Origin of the sequence: Nitrosomonas europaea (assembly GCF_900167395.1) — a bacterium.
Classification (GTDB): domain Bacteria; phylum Pseudomonadota; class Gammaproteobacteria; order Burkholderiales; family Nitrosomonadaceae; genus Nitrosomonas; species Nitrosomonas europaea.
In genome coordinates this window covers 1-21,425 of record NZ_FUWK01000021.1, presented here as the reverse complement: position 1 = coordinate 21,425, position 21,425 = coordinate 1, and the positions used below count along the sequence as shown (strand labels likewise).

Annotated in this window: 26 protein-coding genes; 23 read left to right on the top strand and 3 right to left on the bottom strand. The window is 52.4% G+C overall.

Annotated features, from left to right (window positions below; translation table 11 throughout):
• Window positions 1-126: 126 nt before the first annotated feature.
• The 20 genes from B5D58_RS07695 (at window position 127) to B5D58_RS07600 (ending at window position 18,041) form a co-directional block, all read left to right on the top strand.
• Window positions 127-639, top strand: a complete 513-nt coding sequence (locus B5D58_RS07695; RefSeq protein WP_011111685.1) for a sigma-70 family RNA polymerase sigma factor — start codon at window positions 127-129, stop codon at window positions 637-639.
• Window positions 640-697: 58 nt separating this feature from the next.
• A complete protein-coding gene (locus tag B5D58_RS07690; RefSeq protein WP_011111684.1) occupies window positions 698-1,711 on the top strand; it encodes a FecR domain-containing protein in 1,014 nt (337 codons plus the stop codon).
• A 99-nt stretch (window positions 1,712-1,810) separates the two neighbouring features.
• Window positions 1,811-3,757, top strand: a complete 1,947-nt coding sequence (locus B5D58_RS07685; protein ID WP_011111683.1) for a PepSY-associated TM helix domain-containing protein — start codon at window positions 1,811-1,813, stop codon at window positions 3,755-3,757.
• Window position 3,758: 1 nt separating this feature from the next.
• Window positions 3,759-4,103 carry a DUF3325 domain-containing protein gene (locus B5D58_RS07680; RefSeq protein ID WP_011111682.1) on the top strand — a complete coding sequence of 115 codons (345 nt, stop codon included), beginning with the start codon at window positions 3,759-3,761 and terminating at the stop codon, window positions 4,101-4,103.
• A 159-nt stretch (window positions 4,104-4,262) separates the two neighbouring features.
• A complete protein-coding gene (locus B5D58_RS07675) occupies window positions 4,263-5,459 on the top strand; it encodes an efflux RND transporter periplasmic adaptor subunit (protein ID WP_011111681.1) in 1,197 nt (398 codons plus the stop codon).
• A complete protein-coding gene (locus B5D58_RS07670; RefSeq protein ID WP_011111680.1) occupies window positions 5,453-7,432 on the top strand; it encodes a MacB family efflux pump subunit in 1,980 nt (659 codons plus the stop codon). The genes B5D58_RS07675 and B5D58_RS07670 overlap by 7 nt, the downstream gene beginning before the upstream one ends.
• A gap of 8 nt (window positions 7,433-7,440) precedes the next feature.
• Window positions 7,441-8,823, top strand: a complete 1,383-nt coding sequence (locus B5D58_RS07665; protein ID WP_011111679.1) for an efflux transporter outer membrane subunit — start codon at window positions 7,441-7,443, stop codon at window positions 8,821-8,823.
• A 106-nt stretch (window positions 8,824-8,929) separates the two neighbouring features.
• On the top strand, window positions 8,930-9,448 hold the full coding sequence (locus B5D58_RS07660) for a sigma-70 family RNA polymerase sigma factor (protein WP_011111678.1): 519 nt from the start codon (window positions 8,930-8,932) through the stop codon (window positions 9,446-9,448).
• A 4-nt stretch (window positions 9,449-9,452) separates the two neighbouring features.
• Entirely contained in the window at window positions 9,453-10,496 is a 1,044-nt protein-coding gene (locus B5D58_RS07655) for a FecR domain-containing protein (protein ID WP_011111677.1), read from the top strand.
• A 168-nt stretch (window positions 10,497-10,664) separates the two neighbouring features.
• Window positions 10,665-10,928, top strand: coding sequence for a type II toxin-antitoxin system CcdA family antitoxin (locus tag B5D58_RS07650; protein WP_011111676.1), 264 nt, complete (start codon window positions 10,665-10,667; stop codon window positions 10,926-10,928).
• A gap of 143 nt (window positions 10,929-11,071) precedes the next feature.
• Entirely contained in the window at window positions 11,072-11,389 is a 318-nt protein-coding gene (locus tag B5D58_RS07645; protein WP_011111675.1) for a CcdB family protein, read from the top strand.
• 85 nt (window positions 11,390-11,474) lie between these two features.
• Window positions 11,475-11,765 carry a nucleotidyltransferase family protein gene (locus tag B5D58_RS07640; RefSeq protein WP_011111674.1) on the top strand — a complete coding sequence of 97 codons (291 nt, stop codon included), beginning with the start codon at window positions 11,475-11,477 and terminating at the stop codon, window positions 11,763-11,765.
• Window positions 11,762-12,139, top strand: coding sequence for a HepT-like ribonuclease domain-containing protein (locus tag B5D58_RS07635; protein ID WP_011111673.1), 378 nt, complete (start codon window positions 11,762-11,764; stop codon window positions 12,137-12,139). The genes B5D58_RS07640 and B5D58_RS07635 overlap by 4 nt, the downstream gene beginning before the upstream one ends.
• A 100-nt stretch (window positions 12,140-12,239) precedes the next feature.
• Complete coding sequence (locus B5D58_RS14360) at window positions 12,240-12,404, top strand: helix-turn-helix domain-containing protein (RefSeq protein WP_425311373.1); 165 nt, start codon at window positions 12,240-12,242, stop codon at window positions 12,402-12,404.
• A gap of 552 nt (window positions 12,405-12,956) precedes the next feature.
• Complete coding sequence (locus tag B5D58_RS07625; RefSeq protein ID WP_234989035.1) at window positions 12,957-15,233, top strand: TonB-dependent siderophore receptor; 2,277 nt, start codon at window positions 12,957-12,959, stop codon at window positions 15,231-15,233.
• Between the two features lie 270 nt (window positions 15,234-15,503).
• The gene (locus B5D58_RS07620) at window positions 15,504-16,040 is read left to right on the top strand and encodes a sigma-70 family RNA polymerase sigma factor (protein WP_011111671.1); all 537 of its coding nucleotides are present in this window, start codon (window positions 15,504-15,506) and stop codon (window positions 16,038-16,040) included.
• Between the two features lie 7 nt (window positions 16,041-16,047).
• Window positions 16,048-17,016 (top strand): FecR domain-containing protein, encoded by a 969-nt coding sequence (locus tag B5D58_RS07615; RefSeq protein ID WP_011111670.1) that lies wholly within the window; start codon window positions 16,048-16,050, stop codon window positions 17,014-17,016.
• A 205-nt stretch (window positions 17,017-17,221) separates the two neighbouring features.
• On the top strand, window positions 17,222-17,479 hold the full coding sequence (locus B5D58_RS07610; protein ID WP_041356648.1) for a type II toxin-antitoxin system RelE family toxin: 258 nt from the start codon (window positions 17,222-17,224) through the stop codon (window positions 17,477-17,479).
• Window positions 17,463-17,792: a helix-turn-helix domain-containing protein gene (locus B5D58_RS07605; RefSeq protein WP_041356646.1), complete on the top strand. Its 330-nt coding sequence runs from the start codon at window positions 17,463-17,465 to the stop codon at window positions 17,790-17,792. Before B5D58_RS07610 ends, B5D58_RS07605 begins: the two co-directional genes overlap by 17 nt.
• Before the next feature lie 30 nt (window positions 17,793-17,822).
• The gene (locus tag B5D58_RS07600; protein ID WP_041356644.1) at window positions 17,823-18,041 is read left to right on the top strand and encodes a FecR family protein; all 219 of its coding nucleotides are present in this window, start codon (window positions 17,823-17,825) and stop codon (window positions 18,039-18,041) included.
• Here B5D58_RS07600 and B5D58_RS13965 read toward each other — a convergent pair.
• Genes B5D58_RS13965 through B5D58_RS07590 form a run of 3 tightly spaced genes read right to left on the bottom strand, consistent with a single transcriptional unit; the run spans window position 18,022 to window position 18,728 of the window.
• Complete coding sequence (locus tag B5D58_RS13965; RefSeq protein ID WP_011111669.1) at window positions 18,022-18,285, bottom strand: PIN domain-containing protein; 264 nt, start codon at window positions 18,283-18,285, stop codon at window positions 18,022-18,024. The two genes, B5D58_RS07600 and B5D58_RS13965, sit on opposite strands and share 20 nt — an antisense overlap.
• A gap of 30 nt (window positions 18,286-18,315) precedes the next feature.
• Window positions 18,316-18,471, bottom strand: a complete 156-nt coding sequence (locus B5D58_RS13960; protein ID WP_198407862.1) for a PIN domain-containing protein — start codon at window positions 18,469-18,471, stop codon at window positions 18,316-18,318.
• Entirely contained in the window at window positions 18,471-18,728 is a 258-nt protein-coding gene (locus tag B5D58_RS07590) for a type II toxin-antitoxin system Phd/YefM family antitoxin (RefSeq protein ID WP_011111668.1), read from the bottom strand. Before B5D58_RS07590 ends, B5D58_RS13960 begins: the two co-directional genes overlap by 1 nt.
• Window positions 18,729-18,973: 245 nt before the next feature.
• On the opposite strand from B5D58_RS07590, the gene B5D58_RS07585 reads away from it, so the two are divergent.
• The 3 genes from B5D58_RS07585 to B5D58_RS07575 form a co-directional block, all read left to right on the top strand.
• Window positions 18,974-19,222 (top strand): FitA-like ribbon-helix-helix domain-containing protein, encoded by a 249-nt coding sequence (locus B5D58_RS07585; protein WP_011111667.1) that lies wholly within the window; start codon window positions 18,974-18,976, stop codon window positions 19,220-19,222.
• Window positions 19,219-19,650: a type II toxin-antitoxin system VapC family toxin gene (locus B5D58_RS07580; RefSeq protein WP_011111666.1), complete on the top strand. Its 432-nt coding sequence runs from the start codon at window positions 19,219-19,221 to the stop codon at window positions 19,648-19,650. Before B5D58_RS07585 ends, B5D58_RS07580 begins: the two co-directional genes overlap by 4 nt.
• A gap of 265 nt (window positions 19,651-19,915) precedes the next feature.
• On the top strand, window positions 19,916-21,425 hold a 1,510-nt coding region (locus B5D58_RS07575; protein ID WP_234989034.1), incomplete at its 3' end, for a TonB-dependent siderophore receptor.

The window sequence follows — 21,425 nt, the reverse complement described above, 5'->3', positions numbered from 1 at the left end:
GTAATGGCTGGAAATGTTGTTGCAAATAGGGGTATGACTTGACAGGTATCCGTTCCAAATAAATAATAATTATTCCTATTATTGTTATCTCAAATCAGGCTTAAGCTTTATTGTTCGAACCCCATCGTGACGATCCAGAATCCGGAAAATTCCCTTGCTTCCTGCAGTATCGAGTCGCTCTATTGCCATCATCACAAATGGCTGGTGGGGTGGTTGCGTCGCAGGCTGAGCAATGCTCTGCAGGCTCCGGATCTGGCGCATGATATTTTTTTGCGGATTCTGAGCAAGGATTCACTCCCTGTCATTCATGAGCCACGTGCGCTGCTCACTACGATCGCACAGGGTATCGTAGCCAATTTCCATCGTCATCAGCGCATCGAACAGGCATATCTCGATGCACTGGCACAGATACCGGAGTCATTGGCGCCGTCACCCGAGGCTCAGGCCATCATGCTGGAAACACTGGTGGAAATCGATGCGCTGCTGGATGGTATGCCGCCTCTGGTACGCAAGGTTTTTCTGTTGTCACAGATCGATGGCCTGCGTCAGAGCGAGATCGCTCAGCGTTGCGGTATTTCTGTTCCCACTGTCAAGCGTTATGTAGCAAAAGCGCTGGAACAATGCTGCTTTATCGGATGATCAGGAAGTGTTTACGGGTGGATCAGTACCCTATAGCAAAATTGTTGTTTGATATCTGATGCCTGATACCGAAGAAATAGCCAGAGATTCGGTCGTACCACCAGATGTGCGGCGTCAGGCGGTCAACTGGCTGGTGGAATTACAGTCTGATATCGTGACGGATGAAACACGTGATCAGTGGCAGAAATGGCGCATGTCTCATCCTGATCATGAATACGCCTGGCAGCAGGTAGAGGTTTTTTCCAGAAAATTGCGGGGACTTCCTTCTCCACTGGCACATGCTGCTCTGACTCCTCCTCATTCTTCGAGCCGGCGCAGAGCAATCAAGGCGCTGACTGTATTGATTTTCCTGGGTGGTGGAACATGGGTGGCCGGAGAAGGGCGGCTCTGGTGCTGGTGGCCGGAAGATTACTGTACCGGTATCGGTGAGCACCGGGCTGTTACGCTTTCCGATGGAACAGGTATAGAACTCAATTCCGGTAGCGCCATTACGGTCAATTTTGACGATACACGGCGTCTGATCCGTTTGATGAATGGGGAGATCATGGTGACCACTGCGCCTGACCCCCGGCTGGCGAATGGAATCGGGGCTGCACGTCCTCTGCTGATTGAGACTGCACAGGGAATATTGCGTGCGATCGGGACACGTTTTACCGTGCGCCAGTTCGATGTGTCACAACAAGGCAAAAGTAGCGTGGCAGTATTCGAAGGTGCAGTCGAGATTCAACCGATCACCGGTCGTTTGCGACAGTTGGAAGTCGGCCAGCAGGCAGCTTTCACACGTGATGGCGTGATCGCTGTGGGAATGGCATGTGAGGCTGATACTGCCTGGCGTCAGGGCATGATCGTCGCGAGAGATATGCCGCTCATTGATTTTCTGGCTGAGCTGGGGCGCCATCGATCCGGCTGGTTGAGTTGTGACCCGGCTGTTGCACAGCTGAAAGTAACCGGGACCTATCCACTGGCAGATATCGGCAAGATACTGGCCATATTGCAGAAGACTCTGCCGATCGATGTGCAGCTGTTTACCCGATACTGGATTCGGGTAGGAGCACGGCAGGAGGATACATGATCAACAGTGCGTATACAGACTCTATTTTTCGCAGACGCATGCAGATAGGGGTTCTACCTGCATAAAAATTGAGAAACATTATTCCGGGTGAAAACGAATATGAAATCCAATGCTGATAGTTTGACAGACACTGCTACTGAATCCGATCCTCCCGTACGGGGATTCCGCCAGCGGATGACCTGGCTGCATACCTGGGGAGGATTATGGGCCGGCTGGGTACTGTTTGCCATTTTTCTGACAGGAACGCTGGGGGTATTCGATGATGCCATTACCCGCTGGATGAAACCGGAACGGCCGCTTGTAGCGGAAGTGGCGCCGGGCAGCGCCGAGCAGCGGGCACAGGCCGTCCGCCTGGCTCAGACCTACCTGCAGCAGGCGATGCCCCGGGGAGAATTCTGGAGTATCGGATTACCGGGTGAATCCGATCCGGCTATCCGTCTGTTCTGGCGGGAAAATGAAGATGCCAAGTTTCAGCAGACACGACTCGATCCGGTGACTGGTACAGAACTGGATAAGGCGGTCGATCGTGAAACCGAAGGTGGTCACCATTTCGTGCATATGCACTTCGAGTTTCATGCCGGGGAAGCCGGTATCTGGATGGTAGGATTTTTTGCCATGATCATGCTGGTTGCTCTGGTCAGTGGTGTCATTACGCATAAACGTATCTTCAAGGATTTTTTCACTTTTCGACCGAAGAAAGGCCAGCGATCATGGCTGGATGCGCATAATGTCGCATCGGTACTGACACTGCCTTTCCAGTTCATGATTGTCTATACCGGGCTGGCCATTTTTTATTCACTTTATATGCCGGCGGGCATATTCGCACACTATCCGAACAAGGATACTTATTTCTCGCAGTTGCTGTCCCGACCGGCTCCCCGGGAAGAGACCCATATCGATGCACAGGTGGCATCACTGGATAAATTGCTGCTGACTGCTGAAACGGAGCTGGGCAGACGAGCCAGCTTCGTTTCTGTCAACCATCCAGGTGACAGCAGTGCTTCTGTTACGGTGTTCGGCCTTTTCGATGAAGAGGAAAATGAAAAATATCTGCTTCCGCCAGGTAGTGGCAATGTGATATTCGATGGGATCACCGGTGAAACGCTGGATATACAGATGTCGGGCGATCATCGCGGAGGGGAGGCACAGGCCGTCCAGCGGGTGATGGGGACTTTACATTTTGCAAGGTTTGGCGGCGACACCATCAAATGGCTCTATTTTATCAGTGGGCTGGCTGGCGCAATCATGATGGCGACCGGTTCCATTCTGTTCATGGTCAAGCGGCGGCAAAAGGCGTTGAATGAATTTGGTTCGCATACGCGCAGAGTCTATCGTCTCATCGAAACACTCAATGTCGCCGTCATTGCCGGGCTGTGCATTGCTTGTATTGCTTATCTGTGGAGTAACCGATTGATTCCGGTCGGGATCGAAGATCGGTCGCACTGGGAAATCACCACCTTTTTCACTGTCTGGCTGATGGCATTGCTGCATGCCTCGATTCGCCCTGTTGCCAGTGCCTGGGTGGAACAATTATCACTGGCGGCACTGCTGTGTCTGGCATTGCCACTGCTCAACTGGCTGACCACCGGCCAGCAGGTGCTGACTTACGGATTGCAGGGAGACTGGGAAAGGGTGGGTGTGGAATTGACCGTCATCGGCCTCGGTCTGCTGCTGGCAACGATGGCGCAAAAGGCTCGCAGCATGGCACCTGTTTTGCCGCCTCGATCTGCGGTAGTTGCTACTCAGCAGAAAACAATCACTGCGTCCGTCCCATACCGTAACAGCATTCTGATGCGCGTACTGGCTGCGACATTGGGAGGATATGCAGTTGCCAGCGGATTGGCGATCCTGTTGCCCATGGTGTTGCCGATAGCCCGGGCAGAAGCGGTATTGGCATCCACGCTGCTCAGTTTTGCTGCCTACACAGGAGTGATCATCTGGGTTTTTTCTGCGCGAGCACCGAAACGGGCATGGCAGGGTGTATTTTTTCTGGCTATCGGTTGTGCACTGACTATTTTGTTCAATGCTACTTTTGGAGGAATGTGAAATGTCCGTTCCATTGGCTGCGCTTGCAGCGTTTACACTGGCGTATGCCGGAATGACGGGCCTGAGCCTGGCCATGCCGCGCCATTATGAACAGGTGGCCGGGCAGCGTGTACTGCCCTCCGGCCGGCGTCATTTCTTCAGGATCCTGGGCTGGCTGTTGTTGATACTGGCGGTTGTACCCTGTATACAGGCATGGGGGACGGCTGTCGGTGTGGTGGTATGGTTCGGATTTCTGACAGCGGGCGGGTTACTGATCATTCTGATGTTGCCCTATTTGCCACGTCTGGCTGCTCTGGCCGCCGCGGGGACAACGATTGCCGGTGTGCTGATATTGCTTGTCACATAAAAACTGCTGGCTTGCTGCAGCAGTATCGGATTGCTGTCCGCTCGTATTGCTTGTGCGGTGTGCGAAGACAGCAGCAGAAATCGCTTTACGATATCGATGAAATCATTCGATGGCATCGATAATCCCGGATTTATTTTATCGTTACCGAGGCTTCACTGAATGGCTGTTTCCACATCGGGCCGGCGCAAGAATCGCTGGCTGTTTTTGCTTCTCCTGATTGTTCTGCTGACCGGCACAGGCATGTGGTGGCAGGGTGATGCTGATCCTGCCTATCAGACGGTACCAGTCGCCCGTGGTGATATCGAAGCCAGTGTCGCTGCAATCGGTACGCTGCAACCACTGAAATCGGTCGAGATCGGCGCTCAGGTTTCAGGACAGATCATGCGATTACATGTGGAGGTTGGCGATACGGTCGAAAAAGGTCAGCTGCTGGCTGAGATCGACGCTCGTGTCCATCAGGCGACAGTCGATGCCGGGCGGGCCCAATTGGCCGGTCTGCGAGCCCAGCTGGCTGATCAGAGGGCACAGCATGAGCTGGCCAAACAGCAGTATGCACGTCAGCAGCAGATGGAAAAGGATGACGCCACACGGTTGGAGGATGTACAGGTGGCTGCTGCCGCCCTCAAATCTGCAGCTGCGCGTATCGACCAACTGCGTGCCCAGATCCAGCAGGTCAGCTCCACGCTCAAGGGTAATGAAACGCTGCTCGGATTTACCCGCATTTATGCACCTATTGCCGGGGTGGTGGTCGGGGTCGACGCCAAAGAAGGGCAGACACTGAACGCAACCTATCAGATTCCGACAGTTCTGCGCGTAGCTGATCTGACCCGGATGACCGTATGGACCGATGTTTCCGAAGCAGATATCCGGCAGATCAAGGCTGGCATGCCGGTTTATTTCACCACACTGGGAGGAGATCGGCGTCGCTGGCACAGCACCGTGCGGCAGATATTGCCTGCGCCTCCCCAGGCAGTTCCGGCACAGGGAGGGGGTGATAACAACAAAACGCCGGCGGCGGGTACCAAAGCTGTGCAATATACCGTTTTGTTCGATGTCGACAACAGCGATGGTGAGCTGATGCCGCAAATGACGGCACAGGTCATATTTATGATTGCCAGTGCCAGTAATGTACTGACCGTTCCGATACCTGCCTTGTCATCGGTGGAGCGGAAAGATCAGAATGATCTGTACCAGGCACGCATCCTGGGTCAGGATGGTCAGGTGCAGGTACGCGAGTTGCAGCTTGGTATACGTAACCGGTTGCAGGGTGAAGTCGTGGCCGGGCTGAAGGAGGGGGAGCAGATCATTGTCAGTGAACAGACTGAATCGACCAAGCCTCGGAGATTCCGGTGGTAAGTACTGACCTACCGCCGCTCATCGAGCTGAGAGGTATCCGCAAGCGTTATGGCGGAGGAGACAAGCCGGAAGTCGAAGTGTTGCACGGTATCGATCTGGATATCCGGGCAGGTGAGTTTATCGCCATCGTCGGGTCATCAGGATCGGGTAAATCCACACTCATGCATCTGCTGGGCTGTCTGGATCGACCCAGCAGCGGCAGTTATCGGTTTGCCGGAGAAGATGTTTCCACTTTCGGATCGGATGAGTTGGCCTGGCTGCGGCGCAAGGCGTTTGGCTTCGTGTTTCAGGGTTACCATCTGATCCCGACTGAATCAGCCCGGGAGAATGTGGAAATCCCGGCGATTTATGCTGGTTTGCCGCCGGGTGAACGGATGCAGCGTGCTGCCGATCTGCTCGGACGGCTCGGCCTGAGCGATAAACTTAACAATCGCCCCAACCAGCTTTCCGGAGGTCAGCAACAGCGTGTTTCGATTGCCCGTGCCCTGATGAACGGCGGGCATATCATTCTGGCCGATGAGCCGACCGGCGCACTCGATTCCAGAAGCGGCGCCGAAGTGATGGAACTGCTCCGTGAACTGGCCGGCGCTGGCCATACTGTCATTCTCATCACCCATGACCGTGATGTAGCCGCACAGGCCCAGCGGGTAGTCGAAATCCGCGATGGCCGGATCGTGGCAGATAGCGTGACTGACCGGCAGCCGAGCGAACAGCCGCTTCTGCATCACGCCGGACTGTCATCGCTGGAGATGACCCAAGCCCATGAGGATACCGGCACACCATTCTGGCAGGGGTTGCATGAAACGATCCGGGCTGCCTGGCGCGTCATGTGGATTCACCGTGTGCGTACCAGTCTTACACTGCTGGGGATCGTCATCGGGGTGGCCTCTGTCATCGTCATGCTGGCTATCGGTGAAGGGACCAAACAGCGGGTGATTGATCAGATGGGATCAATGGGGACGACCATTATGTATATGAGCAGTGATGTTCCGTCCACAGGTGGGCCGGTAGGGGTGATCACTGAAGAAGATCTGGATGAGGTGGCACGTTTGCCAGAAATCAGCCGGGTCATGCCAGTGATTGGTGATCCGATTCTGGTAAGGCATCAGAATGTAGATAAACAGATCTATGTATTTTCCAGCCCTTATATCATGCCGATGGTTCATCACTGGCGTGTGGCACAAGGACGTTTTTTTACCGAGACGGAAGATCGTGAACTGGCTCCCGTGGTTGTCCTCGGCCATAAAATCTATCGCAGCTTTTTTCCGCATCTGTCGAACCCGGTGGGTCAATATCTGCTGATTGGTACCTCCCCGTTCGAAGTGATCGGGGTCATGGCTGAACGCGGTGCCGAATCCGGCTCCCAGAATTATGACGATATGGTATTCATTCCTTATCGGGCCGGCCGCGCACGCGTCTATCAGGCGCAGGAACAGCCTGACTACATCGTCATGGAAGCAGCTTCGATGGATCAGGTACAGGAAGCTGAAGAAGCAATCAGAGCGCTGCTGCTGGAGCGCCATGGACGCGAGGATTTTCGTATTGGTAATGCAGCAGCCAGATTGAAGACGCAACTGGAAACGCGCGATACCATGACCAGGATGCTGGGTCTGGTCGCAGCGGTGTCACTCCTGGTCGGGGGAATTGGTGTGATGAATGTCATGCTGATGACCGTCCGGGAACGCACGCGCGAGATCGGCATCCGGATGGCGACCGGTGCGCGGGAATACGACATTCTCAGCCAGTTCCTGATCGAAGCGATGCTGGTGACGATCACAGGAGGGACGGTGGGTGTGATACTTGGGTTGACAGTAGGCGCATTGCTTGTTTTCTGGGAGGTACCGGTCGTTTTTTCATTTGGTGTGATGATCGGCGCATTTGCCTGTGCAGTGATCACCGGGCTGATATTCGGCTATATGCCGGCCCGGACCGCAGCGCGGCTGGATCCGGTCGTGGCATTGTCTTCGGAGTGAATCGCCAGATGAACAGAGTCGTATTATTTCTTTTGGTATGGTTGCCGGCTGCTTGTACCAGCCTGACTGCGCCGGAATCGAATATGCCATCGGAAGCCATCAATGTACCGGCACAGTGGCGCGCAACGTCTGATCTTGCTGCGCCGGATGTCACGCGCGACTGGTGGCGCAGTTTCGGTAGCACAGAGCTGGAGCTATTGATCGTTCAGGCGCAAAAACAGAGTCTCAATGTCGTAGCCGCGGTGGCGCGTGTGCACCAGGCCGAAGCTGCCGCCCGTATTGCCGGCGCACCATTACTGCCGGAGTTGTCTGCCAATGCCGATTTCAGCAGGAGAGGGCAATATGGTGACAATGCATTTCACGACAATACTTTTTCCGGTGGGCTGGCAGCCAGCTATGAAATCGACTTCTGGGGCAAGAATCGTGCACGGCGTGATGCTGCACGGGCGATTCTGCGCGCAACTGAATTTGATCACGATACGGTTTCACTGACAGTCACTGCCGGTACGGCCCAGCTATGGCTGCAGACAACGGCATTGCGTCAGCGTATCGATATTGCCGAGCGTAATCTGGATAATGCCAGCCGTTTATTGACACTGGTGGAAGCACGCCGGCGGGCAGGTGCCGCTACGCTGCTGGATGTGGCACGACAACGCGGACTGGTGGCTGCACAACAGCGTTTCCTGGCTGCTCTGCACCAGCAGGCAAGCGATACGCAAACCGCTCTGGCGGTGCTGCTGGGTCTGCCGGCTTCCACGTTTACCGTGAAAAGCAGCCGGCTCGATGCGCTGCAGGTACCTTCCATCAGTGCCGGATTGCCATCCGATCTGCTGGTGCGCCGGCCGGATATCGCCAGTGCTGAAGCACAACTGGCAGCAGCAAATGCCAGCATCATCGCTGCCCGTGCGGCCATGTTCCCAAGTCTGCAGCTGACTGCCAGCATGGGAGTCGTGACACCTCTCGATGGCCCTCTCTACGGTGTTGCGGCTGGTCTGATGGCGCCGATCTTCAATGCGGGCCGGCTGGCGGCCGGACGTGATCTGGCCGTTGCTCAACATGAGGAATTATTGGCAGGTTATCGCAGTATCATCATCAGTGCATTCGGCAATGTCGAAGTGGCGCTCAATGCGGTAACGGGTTACGACCTGCAGGCAACCGCACAAACGCAGGAGCTCATCCAGGCCCGGCGGGCGTTCGATCTGGCTGAATCACGCTACAAGGCGGGCGCGGAGACTCTGATAACGTTGCTCGACGTGCAACGCACCCTCTATGCTGCGCTGGACAATGCTATGCAATTCAAACTGCTGACTCTGCAGGCCAGAGTATCGCTCTACCGGGCGCTGGGAGGCGGGTGGAAGACTGTTGCTGATGCTCGTCCGAATGTTTTGTGACCGTGGAAAGTAGTGACCATCTATTCGAGATTGCATTGCAGGCCAATCGTACATCTTATAGAATGCGAACTATTCTCATTAATATTATCTGATCGGAAGACGGAAAATGACCATCCCGGTTGTCAAGCTGGTAACGTGGCAGCAAGCGCATGATCTGTACAATAATCATCATGGCTGGTTGCAGAAATGGCTGTATCGCAGGCTGGGTAATACTTTCGATGCAGCAGATATTGCCCAGGATGTATTCATGCGGGTACTTACTCGCCGGCAACCCTCCCAGATACACGAACCACGGGCATATCTGTCTTCCATCGCCCGTGGCCTGGTCGTCGATCACTGGCGTCGGCGCGAGCTGGAGCAGGTCTGGCTGGAGATACTGGCAGTTCTGCCTGAGCCCGAAACGCCTGCCCCTGAAAGCCGCCTGATCTTTCTGGAAACGCTGGTCGAGATAGACCGGGTGCTCGATTCACTCAAACCGGCAGTACGCACCGCCTTTCTACTGGCACAGATCGATGGGCTGACCTGTTCGCAGATCGCAAAACATCTGGACGTATCCGTGGCGACTGTCGAGCGCTATATTGCCAAGGCACTGCGCCAGTGTTACGCATTGCATTTCGAAGCATGACCGGATGACACACCCGTCCGTCGATCAGGAAAATCTGCCACAAACTGCCTCTCTTCCTGAAAACATCATCGAGGCTGCCATCACCTGGTCGATCAGACTCGATTATAACGATCCCACACCTGAAACCCGTCAATCCTTCGACCAGTGGCTGCACGCCGATCCGTTGCATAGGCTTGCCTGGCAACGGGTAGATTCTCTGAATAATCTCAGGAATGACTGCAGGAGTCTTCCTTCCAGACTGGCATTCGATACACTGCAGGAAGTGGACAGCAGACGCCAGTCACGCAAACTGAGCCGCAGAAATGCGATGAAACTGCTGTCTCTGGCGGGTATTACCATCGCAACCGGCTGGACTGTGCGTGAGCATACTCCCTGGCAGCGTCTGCTGGCGGATGCCAGTACCGTCACGGGTGAACAGCGTGTACTCCATCTGACCGATGGTACGGTTGTCGTGCTCAATACCGACAGTGCGGTCAGCTTTGATCTGACGGAAGCACAGCGGCTCATCGTCTTGCAGCGAGGTGAGATGCATATCACTACCGGCCCCGATAGCGAAGTATCGGCCCGAATCGGCAGGAAGCGTCCGTTCCGGGTACGTACGCCATTCGGTGAACTGCAGGCACTCGGTACCCGTTTTGTCGTACGGCTGGACGAACAGCATGCCCGCGTCAGTGTGCAGGAAGGCGCGGTGGAGTTGCATCCATCTGCCGGTGGTTCGTCAGCCATCGTGCAGGCGGGTGAGAGCCGCCGACTGACCGGAAGCAGCATCCTGCCTGAAGCAGACCGGTATTTCGAGGAAGATGGCTGGGTCAGTGGTGTCATTGCCGGTAAAAATATCCGGCTGGCCGATCTGGTAGCTGAGCTGTCACGCTATCGTCCGGGTTACATCGTTTGTGACGAACGTGTGGCCGATCTGCCGATATCGGGTATTTTTCATGTGAAAGATACGGATAAGGCACTGCAATTTCTTGCACAGACGCAGCCGGTCAGCGTGATGTATCGCACACGTTTCTGGGTGATAGTGGGCCCGAAGAGCTTATATCGTTAACAGAGATAGGAGTGCGTTAGGATACGGTGAGGTACGAACTGCATCGCTGTCCTTGCGAAATGGTACGCTGAAGCAATCCAGTGGCTTGATCGTTTTGTTGCAAACCATGGACACAATGAATAATACGGGTTAGGCTATGCACATATTATTATGCGCATGGAGACATCAATGCCAACGATACAGTCTGTCCGTCGTACCCAATCTGGCCGACCTGGCAAACGTGCAATCAATCTGAGCTTGAGTGCTGATGTACTGGACGCTGCCAGGCAACTGGATATCAATATTTCTCAGGTCTGCGATACTTACCTGCGTGAAGTGGTGCGTCATGAGCAAGAGCGCCGCTGGCGTGAGGAACATGCGGATTTTATTACTGCCTACAATGCCACTATCGAAGCTGAGAATCTGCCACTGGACGAGTGGAGAAGTTTCTAAGGAACCTCTAAAAAATATTAGCGAGGCAATCAGTTCAAGGCAAAAATCGGCAAGAAAGCGGAGTTTATACGTAATAAATGAGCATTTTGAGCCGATTTTTGACGCAGAAATGACAACGCAGGTAGTTTTCTGGAGGCTCCCTTGTGGCACGTTTCGATGTTTATGTTAACCCGGGTAGTCACGCCGCTACGACACCTTATCTGCTGGATGTCCAGAGCGATCTGCTTGATGTGCTGGATAGCTGCATGGTCATTCCATTGCGCAGCCTTGAGCACTTCCCCAAAGTTAAATTACCCGGCAGGCTGACTCCGGTTGTAACGATCAAAGGCCAGGATTTTCTGCTGGAAACTCCAAAAATGGGGGCTATCCCCCGGCGACTACTTACAATGCCCGTGCTGTCGTTACGAGATATGCAACCCGAGATTACCAGTGCACTCGATTTTTTATTTCACGGATATTAAGGTATTGTGATTCTCGAAAATAGTTCTTGAAGCTCTATTCTTGATTGCATACCATCTCAACGAGTTTTGATAAAAAAGGATGCCCATGAGACCGTCTGTTGTGCTTGACATGAAACGAAGCGCAGTGCGTGAAGCGGTAGGCCGCTTCCGCACCACGAACCCGCGTGTCTTTGGTTCGGTGCTGCATGGCACCGACCACGATGGCAGCGACCTCGATCTGCTGGTCGATGCGCTGCCTGGTGCGACACTGTTCGATCTGGGTGGTCTGCAAGTCGAGCTGGAATCACTGCTCGGCCTCCACGTTGATTTGCTGACGCCCGGCGACCTGCCGCCAAAGTTCCGGGCCAAGGTACTCGCGGAGGCGCGACCGATATGAGCGAAAGCCGCCTGCTCGATTACCTCGACCACATACAGCAGGCCGCAACCGACGCGTGCAGCTTCGTAGAGGGCCTGGCCAAAGAGGATTTCCTTGAGAACAAGCAAACTCAGCAGGCCGTCATCATGAGCCTCATCATCATCGGCGAAGCCGTCACGAAGGTGATGGATGGCTATGCCGAGTTTGCCCAGGCACATGCTCAAGTGCCGTGGCGCAATATGCGCGGCATGCGCAACCGCATCGCCCACGGCTACTTCGACATCAACCTCGATGTGGTGTGGGACACCGTGCAGGCAGCACTGCCGGAGTTGCTCAAGCAATTGCCCGCCGTGCGCCAGGACGCCGACAATGAAGCAAGAGACAAGCCATGTTGATTGGCTTATACGTGAATCTCGACGCAAGATCAGAACCTGGAGCTGCAACGCGAAGCCTTGACCAGGGCCGGATGTAAAAAGATCTTCGAGGACAAGGTGAGTGGCACGTCGCAGGGGAGGCCGCAAACCCAAGATGACCGACAGTAAGATCGAGTCGACAATGAAGCTGCTGGCCAACGGCGTTCCGCCCAGGGACGTGGCCAAGAACTTTGGCGTGTCCATTCCTACGCTTTATCGCTGGATTCCTGCCTCAGTGCAGCCTTAGCATACGATTTTTTCCGTTTTATAGTGCAACAGGATACGGTGAGGTACGAACTGCATCGCTGTCCTGGCGATAAGTAAGGGAACCTCTGAAAAACGTTAGCGAGGCAGTCAGTTCAAGGCAAAAGTCGGCGAAGAAGCGGAGTTTATACGTAATAAATGAGTATTCTGAGCCGACTTTTAACGCAGAAATGGCAATGCAGATAGTTTTGCAGAGGTTCCTAAATGGTTCGTAAATTTATTCGTTGAATAAAAACAGGAGAAGCGTCAGAAAAATTTTTCGGAAAAGGTGAGGGGATTTCGATTCTCGATCGACCTATCAGGTGGGAGCCTTGTTTGTTGATCATTAACCTATCTGACCGAAAATAATATGACTATCTTTCATCCTTGTATCGTCACTCATTGTTTTATCTCCATCTCCAGTTTGATCCGGTTGTTGCGTACTGCAGTACTCTGCAGCGTGATACCGGGTTTTCTTGTGTTGAGTGGGATCTGTTTTATACAGCCTGCACAGGCACAGAACAACGCAGCCGGGCCAGTTGAAACCAATACCAGAATGTTTGATATTCCTGCTGGCCCGCTGGATAGCGCACTGGATCGCTTCGCCCGTACTGCAGGCGTCAATCTGACCTATGATCCTGCACTGATCAGCAACAAAGTGACCAGAGGGTTGAATGGCCGCCATGATATTTCAGCAGGACTCATGTTGCTGCTGGCCGGTAACAGTATAGAGGTCATCAGGCAACCGGGCGGAGGGTATACCTTGCATAAAGTACCGGCTACCGGGAATCTGACTACTGATGGAAAAGCAGTGTTGCCCACGCTGACCGTAAAAGCAGATTCCCTGAAACAAGGCGCAGCAGAAGAGGGGTATTTGGTCAGTAATGTCAGCGGAATTGGCTTATGGGATGAACGCAGCTTGCGAGATACGCCCTATTCAATGAGTATTGTCCCTTCTGATTTGATTGAAAACATCAATGCCCAGAATATGGGGCAGATCTTCAAAATGAATCCCTTGACTCAGGAACCACCTATTCAGAATTTTACCGGTATACCTATGGTCGTCATGCGCGGATTTCAATCAACAAATCCGGTCTATGATGGCATACCTCTTGCTCTTGGGAACGGCTCTGCCGTATCCGTCATCGAGATCGATCGAGTCGAAATTCTCGGTGGAACCTCAGGCTTTCTCTATGGTGGCGGCAGAGTAGGCGGGGCAATAAATTACGTGACCAAAAGCCCAACCAGTGTCCCGCTCAGAAGGCTGACGTTTGGTAACTACGGTGGTACTCAGTTTTATGGCCATGCTGATATCAGTGGAAAATTCGATGATCGGGGCCGCTTCGGTTATCGAGCCAATCTGCTCTACCAAGGAGGAGATACCGCTATAGGTGAGCCCGTAAAACAGAAAGTCGCCAACATCGTGCTGGATGGTCATCTTACCGATACCCTCTACGCGGATGTCAAATATACCTATAACGACTACAGCAAAGAAGCAACACAACCAACATTTAATAGTGTGATAGAAAGAACTGGGGTCGATACCAGTAAACGCTATTCTCCCAAATGGGCATCTAATGACTTGGAAAGTCACAAAGCTTACACCAGCCTGCGCTGGGATCCCAGTAAGTATTTCACCCTTAGAAGTGCTTTCTTCTATCAACATACTAATATGAGAACCAACCAAATATATTTAAATGAGCAAGCGAACAGGACCTTTATTCCTAGAATGTTAAACGCCCCGTGGGAAAAGCATGAAAATTATGGGGGTTATATCTACCTGGATACGCGATTTTCAACGTTTGCTGTCGACCATAAACTAACCTTAGGTTATTCCTCTACTTATTATGAATACTTTTTGCGTGGTAATGGTTTTGTTCTTCGGTCTGGTACAAGCCTCTCGTTAAATGAAGTTAAAAACTTATCTGAGCCGGATTGGGGAGAATCTTTCGGAAAGGGAACCGTATCATCTCCCTGGATTGATCAATATAATAATGTTTTGATTGGAGATGATATTACTTTCAATGATCAATGGTCTGCGATGATCGGATTCAACTATGCTACTACGATGAATAAAGCATCCGGTTTTTATGGCGATGGTATTAAATATGAAAAATCTGCGCTGACCCCCTCCGTCTCGGTGCTGTATAAACCGATTAAAGATGTCACCACCTATGTCTCTTATATGGAAGCACTTGAAAGAGGAACGAGAGTAGGTAATACCTATACTAATTTTGGGGAAGTATTCCCACCACTCGTCAGTAAACAATATGAAGTGGGTCTGAAATACGATGTCAATCCTAATTTATTATTGAGTACTGCGCTGTTCCGAATCGAGAAAGCCAATCAGTTTTCAAATCAAGCTATGCCTATCCCCACTTACGTTCAGGATGGTTTGCAAGTACATAACGGGGTGGAATTGATCCTGACCGGAAAAGTAACCGACAATCTGACTATCATGGGAGGCGGCACCCTGATGGATATCAGCGTAGAGAAAGCCAATGATCCTGCTCTGGAAGGAAAGAAACCAGTCAATGCTGCTTCCAGAATGGGCAAAATTTATGCGGAATATGCTCTGCCTTGGATTACGGGATTGAGCTTGACCGGTGGTATCTACTATACCAGCGAGAGATATGGCAATGCGGCCAATACCGACAAGATACCCAGCTATACCTTGTATGATATCGGAGCACGATATGCAACTCGTGTACTGGATAAGTCACTAATAGTACGTCTGAATGTCATCAATCTGACTGGTAAAAACTACTGGCAAGATGCTAATTATTTAGGCGTACCGAGGACTGTTGCGTTTTCTGTCAGTACGATGTTTTAACGTTTTAGCTTGATATTCCGGGCTCAGAATAGAGCCCGGAGGACTTCTTCCTGCAAAATCCGGCAGAAACTCCTGTCATTTCCCGAACTACTCACGCATCAAACATTTCCTCGATTGTCTGTGCTATCAGTATTCGTTCCCTCAGATCAGCAAAGTTTGCGAGTCTGCTGCCCTGACTGGGTGTCTGGTCATATATAAAACCAGTCTTGCAAGTCGGGCACCTTACCTTATAAAATAAGAATCGTTCTCATTTTATTTTTGTGTTCGCACATGTGCATGACCGATGACGAAGAGGGCGCTGTGCCGGCCACTGACCTTGCAGCACACCGAATCCATGTTCTGTATACCGACCATCACGGCTGGTTGTATGGCTGGCTGCGCTGCAAACTCGGCAATGCCTGTGATGCAGCCGATCTGGCGCACGATACTTTTCTGCGTGTCATGGCTTCACAAAGGATGCCGGTACATTTGGGTGAGGAACCGCGTGCGTTGCTGACGCACATTGCCAAGGGTCTGGTCATCGACCACTGGCGGCGACAGGATGTAGAGCGTGCTTACCTGGAAGCACTTGCCCACCTGCCAGAGACAGAAATCCCTTCGCCTGAAACACGACTGCTGATCCTGGAAGCGCTGTGCCGCATCGAAACCATGTTGCGCGGTTTGCCGGTACGTACACGGGATATTTTCCTGCTGGCCCAGCTCGACGGGCTGACTTACCGGCAGATCGCTGATCAAACCGGTTTTTCACTCATTACGATCAAGCGACACATGCGCACAGCCTTTGTCGCTTGCCTGATGCTGGATTGATTCATTCATGACAGTGCTCCATTCCCCCGAGCCCGATATCGATCCAGCTATCCTGCTGGAAGCAGCCGATTGGCTGGTACTGCTCCAGTCCGGCGAAGCGACGGAGCGCGATCGGATGGCTCTGGCACATTGGCGTGAACGCAACCCTGCTCATGAAGCCGCCTGGCGACGTGCTGAAAATATGCTGAGCACTTTTGATCAGGTACCACCAAAACTGGGTCATGATACCTTTTCGCATCTGGGCAATCCTGGCCGTCGGCAGATGTTGCGCCTGGGCTTACTTGCACTTGCCATGCCTGCTGCCTGGATCACCTGGCGACACAGCCCCTGGCAGGAATGGGTGGCTGATCTGCGTACCGCCACCGGTGAACAGAAACTCATCGATCTGAATGATGGCACGCATCTGGTGCTCAATACTACCAGTGCAGCGAATGTCGCTTTTACCACTGCTGAACGGCGTCTTATATTACTGGCTGGAGAGATCCTTGTGACTACCGGGCGTGATCCGTCTCCTGTATCGCGCCCCTTCATCGTGCAGACCGCTCATGGCAGCTTGCGCGCACTGGGTACGCGCTTCACCGTGCGCCATTTCGATGACCGCACTCAGGTCGCTGTGCTTGAGGGGGCTGTCGAAGTTCATCCGGCTGTATCCATTCAAACAACTGTTCTGCGTGCAGGTGAGCAGATGACCTTTACCGGACTCGACATGCAGCCCGTACGACCCGTGGAAGCCAGTACCACGCTGTGGGAGCATGGCATGCTGCTGGCTCGTGACATGCATCTCGGTGAGCTGATCGCCGAACTGAACCGCTATCACCGTGGTGTTCTGCGTTGCGATCCCTCTGTTGCCAGTCTGGCCATCTCCGGTGCTTTCCCGGTGACTGACATACCCGCCAGTCTGGCGCTGCTGGAAACGACTCTGCCGATACGCATCAGCAGCACCACTTCCTGGTGGATTACGGTGCAGGCTCGTTGATCCGCTGGTTGGGGGTCGGCATTCATGCCCGTATGGACATGGACATCGCTCTTGGATAGAACTCAGACTTATCTAGTCTGACTTTTATAGTTTGGAGGTTAGCCATGCAAAGCTGGCAAATGCAGACCGCCAAGGCATAGTTTTCGGAACGGGTCAATTCTTATATCTATATTGATATTGCTTATATTATTCTTATAATAAGCAGATGAACAGAATCATCTGGAAAACAAAAGCGATTAAGCAGGTGCTGAAATTGCCAAGGCAAACGGCGCAAGTTATCCGGGATACTGTTGAAGAAAAATTGTCAGTATTTCCTGATTGTAACAGTATCAAGAAACTGACAAATCACCGGTATCCCTACCGTTTGCGAGCGGGGGACTATAGAGTTTTCTTTGATTTCGATGGAGAAATCCATATCATTAATATTCAGGAAGTTAAAAAGCGCGATGAGACCACTTACTAACTATCAAACTATCAATGATGTAGATGGACGGCCTGCCTTTGTCGTTATTCCCTACGCTGATTTTGTGCATTCCCAAGTATACGTGCCTAAAGATGGTGCGCCACACGCTGTCGTCAGTAAAGCTATCAATGGAATGAGTATGCTGCAAGCCTGGCGTGAATACCTGATGCTGACCCAGGAAGAAATGGCTAAACGCATGGAGATCACGCAAGCAGGCTATGCACAGATTGAGGCTGCCAAGCGTCCGCGCAAGGCAACGCTTGAGAAAGCCGCGGCGGCGATGGGTATCACCCTGGAACAATTAGCGTACTAAATCTAAGACACTACGCTGTGGGAGCATGGCATGCTGCTGGCTCGTGATATGCATCTCGGTGAGCTGATCGCCGAACTGAACCGCTATTACCGTGGTGTTCTGCGTTGCGATCCTTCTGTTGCCAGTCTGGCCGTCTCCGGTGCTTTCCCGGTGACTGACATACCCGCCAGCCTGAGTTTGCTGGAAACGACCTTGCCGATACACATCAGTCGTACCATTTCCCGGTGGATTACGGTACAAGCCCGCTGATTCGCGGCCAGCATGGCGTCCATGGGTTGAGCAATGTGACACCCATCGGTTCGAAATCAGCTACGTTGCGAGTAATCAGAGTCATGCCATATACCAGCGCGGTGGCGGCGATCAGGCTGTCCCGGTATGGGCGCGGGTTGGGTACGTGGAGCGCGGCGCTGCGGCGTGCTACGACTGTATCGACCGGCAAGATTCGATCAGCGAAGCTCGACAGTACATGTTCCTCCAGCCAGGTGCGAAGCAAAATGCCTTGGGCCGGGTCACGGCGTTCGACCTACAAGGTACCGATCTCCAATTCCTGCACGGTGATGACCGAAACGTAGAGACTCGCACCGGGCACTGTCCGGCCCCATGTTGTCACGTGCGGATCGGCCTTTCCAGCACGGACTTTGAGCAGCTCAGAAATGACGTTGGTATCGAGCAGGAGCATCAGGTGAAGTCCGCAGGCCGTGCCAGTTCGCGCGAGCGGGGGAACTCCACTTCCACATCTTCGATGCCCGATGGCAGGCCGAGCTGATCGACGATGTTTTCCTGCTGGCCGATGATGCGCTGGTACTCGTCGTAAGACAGCAGCACATGCACGGGCTTACCCCGGTCGGTGATGATGACCGGGCCGTTGCGGGCAGCGCGCTTGGCCCGTCCGATATCCTGATTGAGTTCCCGGCTGGAAAGCGTTGTAATAGCCATGGCATACCTCCACAAACAGTTAATGTAGTTATGTTACTACAAATGTGCCGATGATGAATTCATTCGCTCCGGATCTCCTGACTGGTGGCGTGCGGTAATCGCATTATCTTCAGGTGAATTACGGTGCGGGTTCGTTGATTTCCCGGAAAGCAGACAAGGATTTCTGATGTACGATGCATGTACAATGGTTGGTTGTTTTAACACCAGCTAATGACCGTCAAGCCATTGATTAACAGGAGATTGATATGGCGACTATGACTATTCGCAACATCGATGAGCAACTCAAGGCCCGGCTGCGTGTGCGTGCTGCTATGCATGGACGTTCCATGGAAGATGAAGTACAGGATATTTTGCGTACAGCGTTATCTGCTGAACCAGTGCAGACTGTCTCGCTGGTGGAAGTAATTCGTTCACGTATAGAGCCATTGGGCGGGATCGAGCTGAATCTGCCTGAACGGGAAGCTATTCGTGATCCTTTGGAGCCGGGAGCATGATCGTTCTGGATACCAATGTACTTTCCGAGATTTTGCGCCCTGTACCAGATACACAGGTACTGGTATGGCTGGCGGCCCAGCCACGGTCAGTGCTATTCACTACTACGGTTACACGAGCTGAACTGTTCTACGGTGTGCGTCTACTACCTGATGGCCAACGTCAGACAGCTCTGCTGGATGCCATTCAGAGCATTTTCGATCAAGATCTGGCCGGACATGTTCTGAATTTCGATAGCACGGCTGCCGATACCTACGCCAAAATTGCAGCATCCCGTAAGGCCGTCGGTAAGCCGATCAGTCAGTTCGATGCCATGATTGCTGCTATGGCTAAATCCAAGGGTGCCAGCCTGGCTACACGTAACCTCAAGGATTTTGTCGATTGCGGGATCGATCTGGTTAATCCCTGGAGTACCTCATACCTCAAATAAGGGGATACAGGCCGCATATACTTCAACCGCAAAAAATCTGCGATTCGGCTGATACCTTTTTCGTGTTCATCCGGTGTATCAGGTGAAAGCGTGTTTTGAACGCGCTTCAACTACTTGATCAACACTAACGAAAGGGTCACGAATTATGGTCTTCAGGCGTTTCCACCTCGGGCAATCAGCCTGCACTGCAGGGTTTGCATTCTCTTCCCTCATTCATTTCTGCCGCACCATCCTATCGATTCTCAAAACCAATGCACTTGCATTTATGATCACTTGCATCCTGGCCAGTCTCACTGGTGCAGTAGTCATACCGAATTCTGTCATGGCTGCTGAAGCCCTCGATAACACAGCTCAACGGGACTATGCCATTCCTGCCAGCCAGCTCGGCGATGCACTGGCGCAATTCGCCGCTGCATCTGGTGTGCCGCTATCCTTCGATCCACAAATGCTGTCGGGACTGAGCAGAAAAGGATTGCAAGGCCGCTACACCGTCCGTGCAGGATTTTCACGCTTGCTGGCCGGCAGTGGTTATGAACTGGTGGAGGCAGGTAATGGTGGTTATTCATTGCACCGGATAGCAGCCGCGGGTGGACCGGTAACGTTGCCACCATTGACAGTCAGCACAGCTTCACTGAAACAAGGCACAGCAGAAGAAGGTTATCGGGTTAGTAATATCAGCGGTATTGGTCTTTGGGGAGAACGTAGTTTGCGTGATACGCCCTATTCGATGAGTATCGTTCCTTCAGACCTGATCGAGAATGTCAACGCTCAGAATATGGGGCAGATCTTCAAAATGAATCCCCTGACTCAGGAACCAATGATCCAAAATTTTACTGGTACACCTCATGTCACCATACGGGGTTTTCCAACACTTAATCCTATTTATGATGGTATACCTATGGCTGGCGTAAATGGTTCTGCTGTGTCAGTAATCGAAATCGATCGGGTTGAAATTCTCAGCGGAACTTCAGGTTTTCTCTATGGCGGTGGAAGAGTAGGGGGGGCGATAAATTATGTCACCAAAAGCCCGACCAATGTTCCACTCAGAAGGCTGACATTCGGTAATTACGGCGGCACCCAGTTTTATGGCCATGCTGATATCAGCGGAAAATTTGATGAACGAGGCCGCTTCGGTTACCGGGCCAATCTGCTCTATCAGGGCGGAGATACCGCTATCGGTGAACCAGTCAACCAGAAAGTGGCCAACATTGTGCTGGATGGCCACCTTACCGATACCCTCTATGTGGATATCAAATATACCTATAACGATTACAGCAAAGAGGCGATACAACCATTTTATTATATGACGGAAAGAATCTCTATCGATACCAGTAAACGCTACTCTCCCAAATGGACTTCTAATGATATAGAAAGCCATAAAGCCTATACCAGCCTGCGCTGGGATCCCAGTAAGTATTTTACGCTCAGAAGTGCTTTTTTCTATCAGGATACCCGGATGAGAGTCAATCAAATATCTTTAAATCAGCAGGTGGACAGGACCTTTATTCCCGTCAGAATATCAAACTCACCCTGGGAAAAGCATGAAAATTATGGAGGATATATTTACCTGGATACTCGCTTCTCAACCTTTGCTGTCGACCACAAATTGACGCTTGGCTATTCTTCTACTCTTTATGATTACTTTGTGCGTGGTAACGGCCCTGTTTCCCGATCTGGCACAAGCCTTTCACTGGATGAACTCAAGAATTTACCGGAGCCAGACTGGGGAGCATCTTTCGGAAACGAACCACTGTCATCTGTCTGGGTTGACCGAT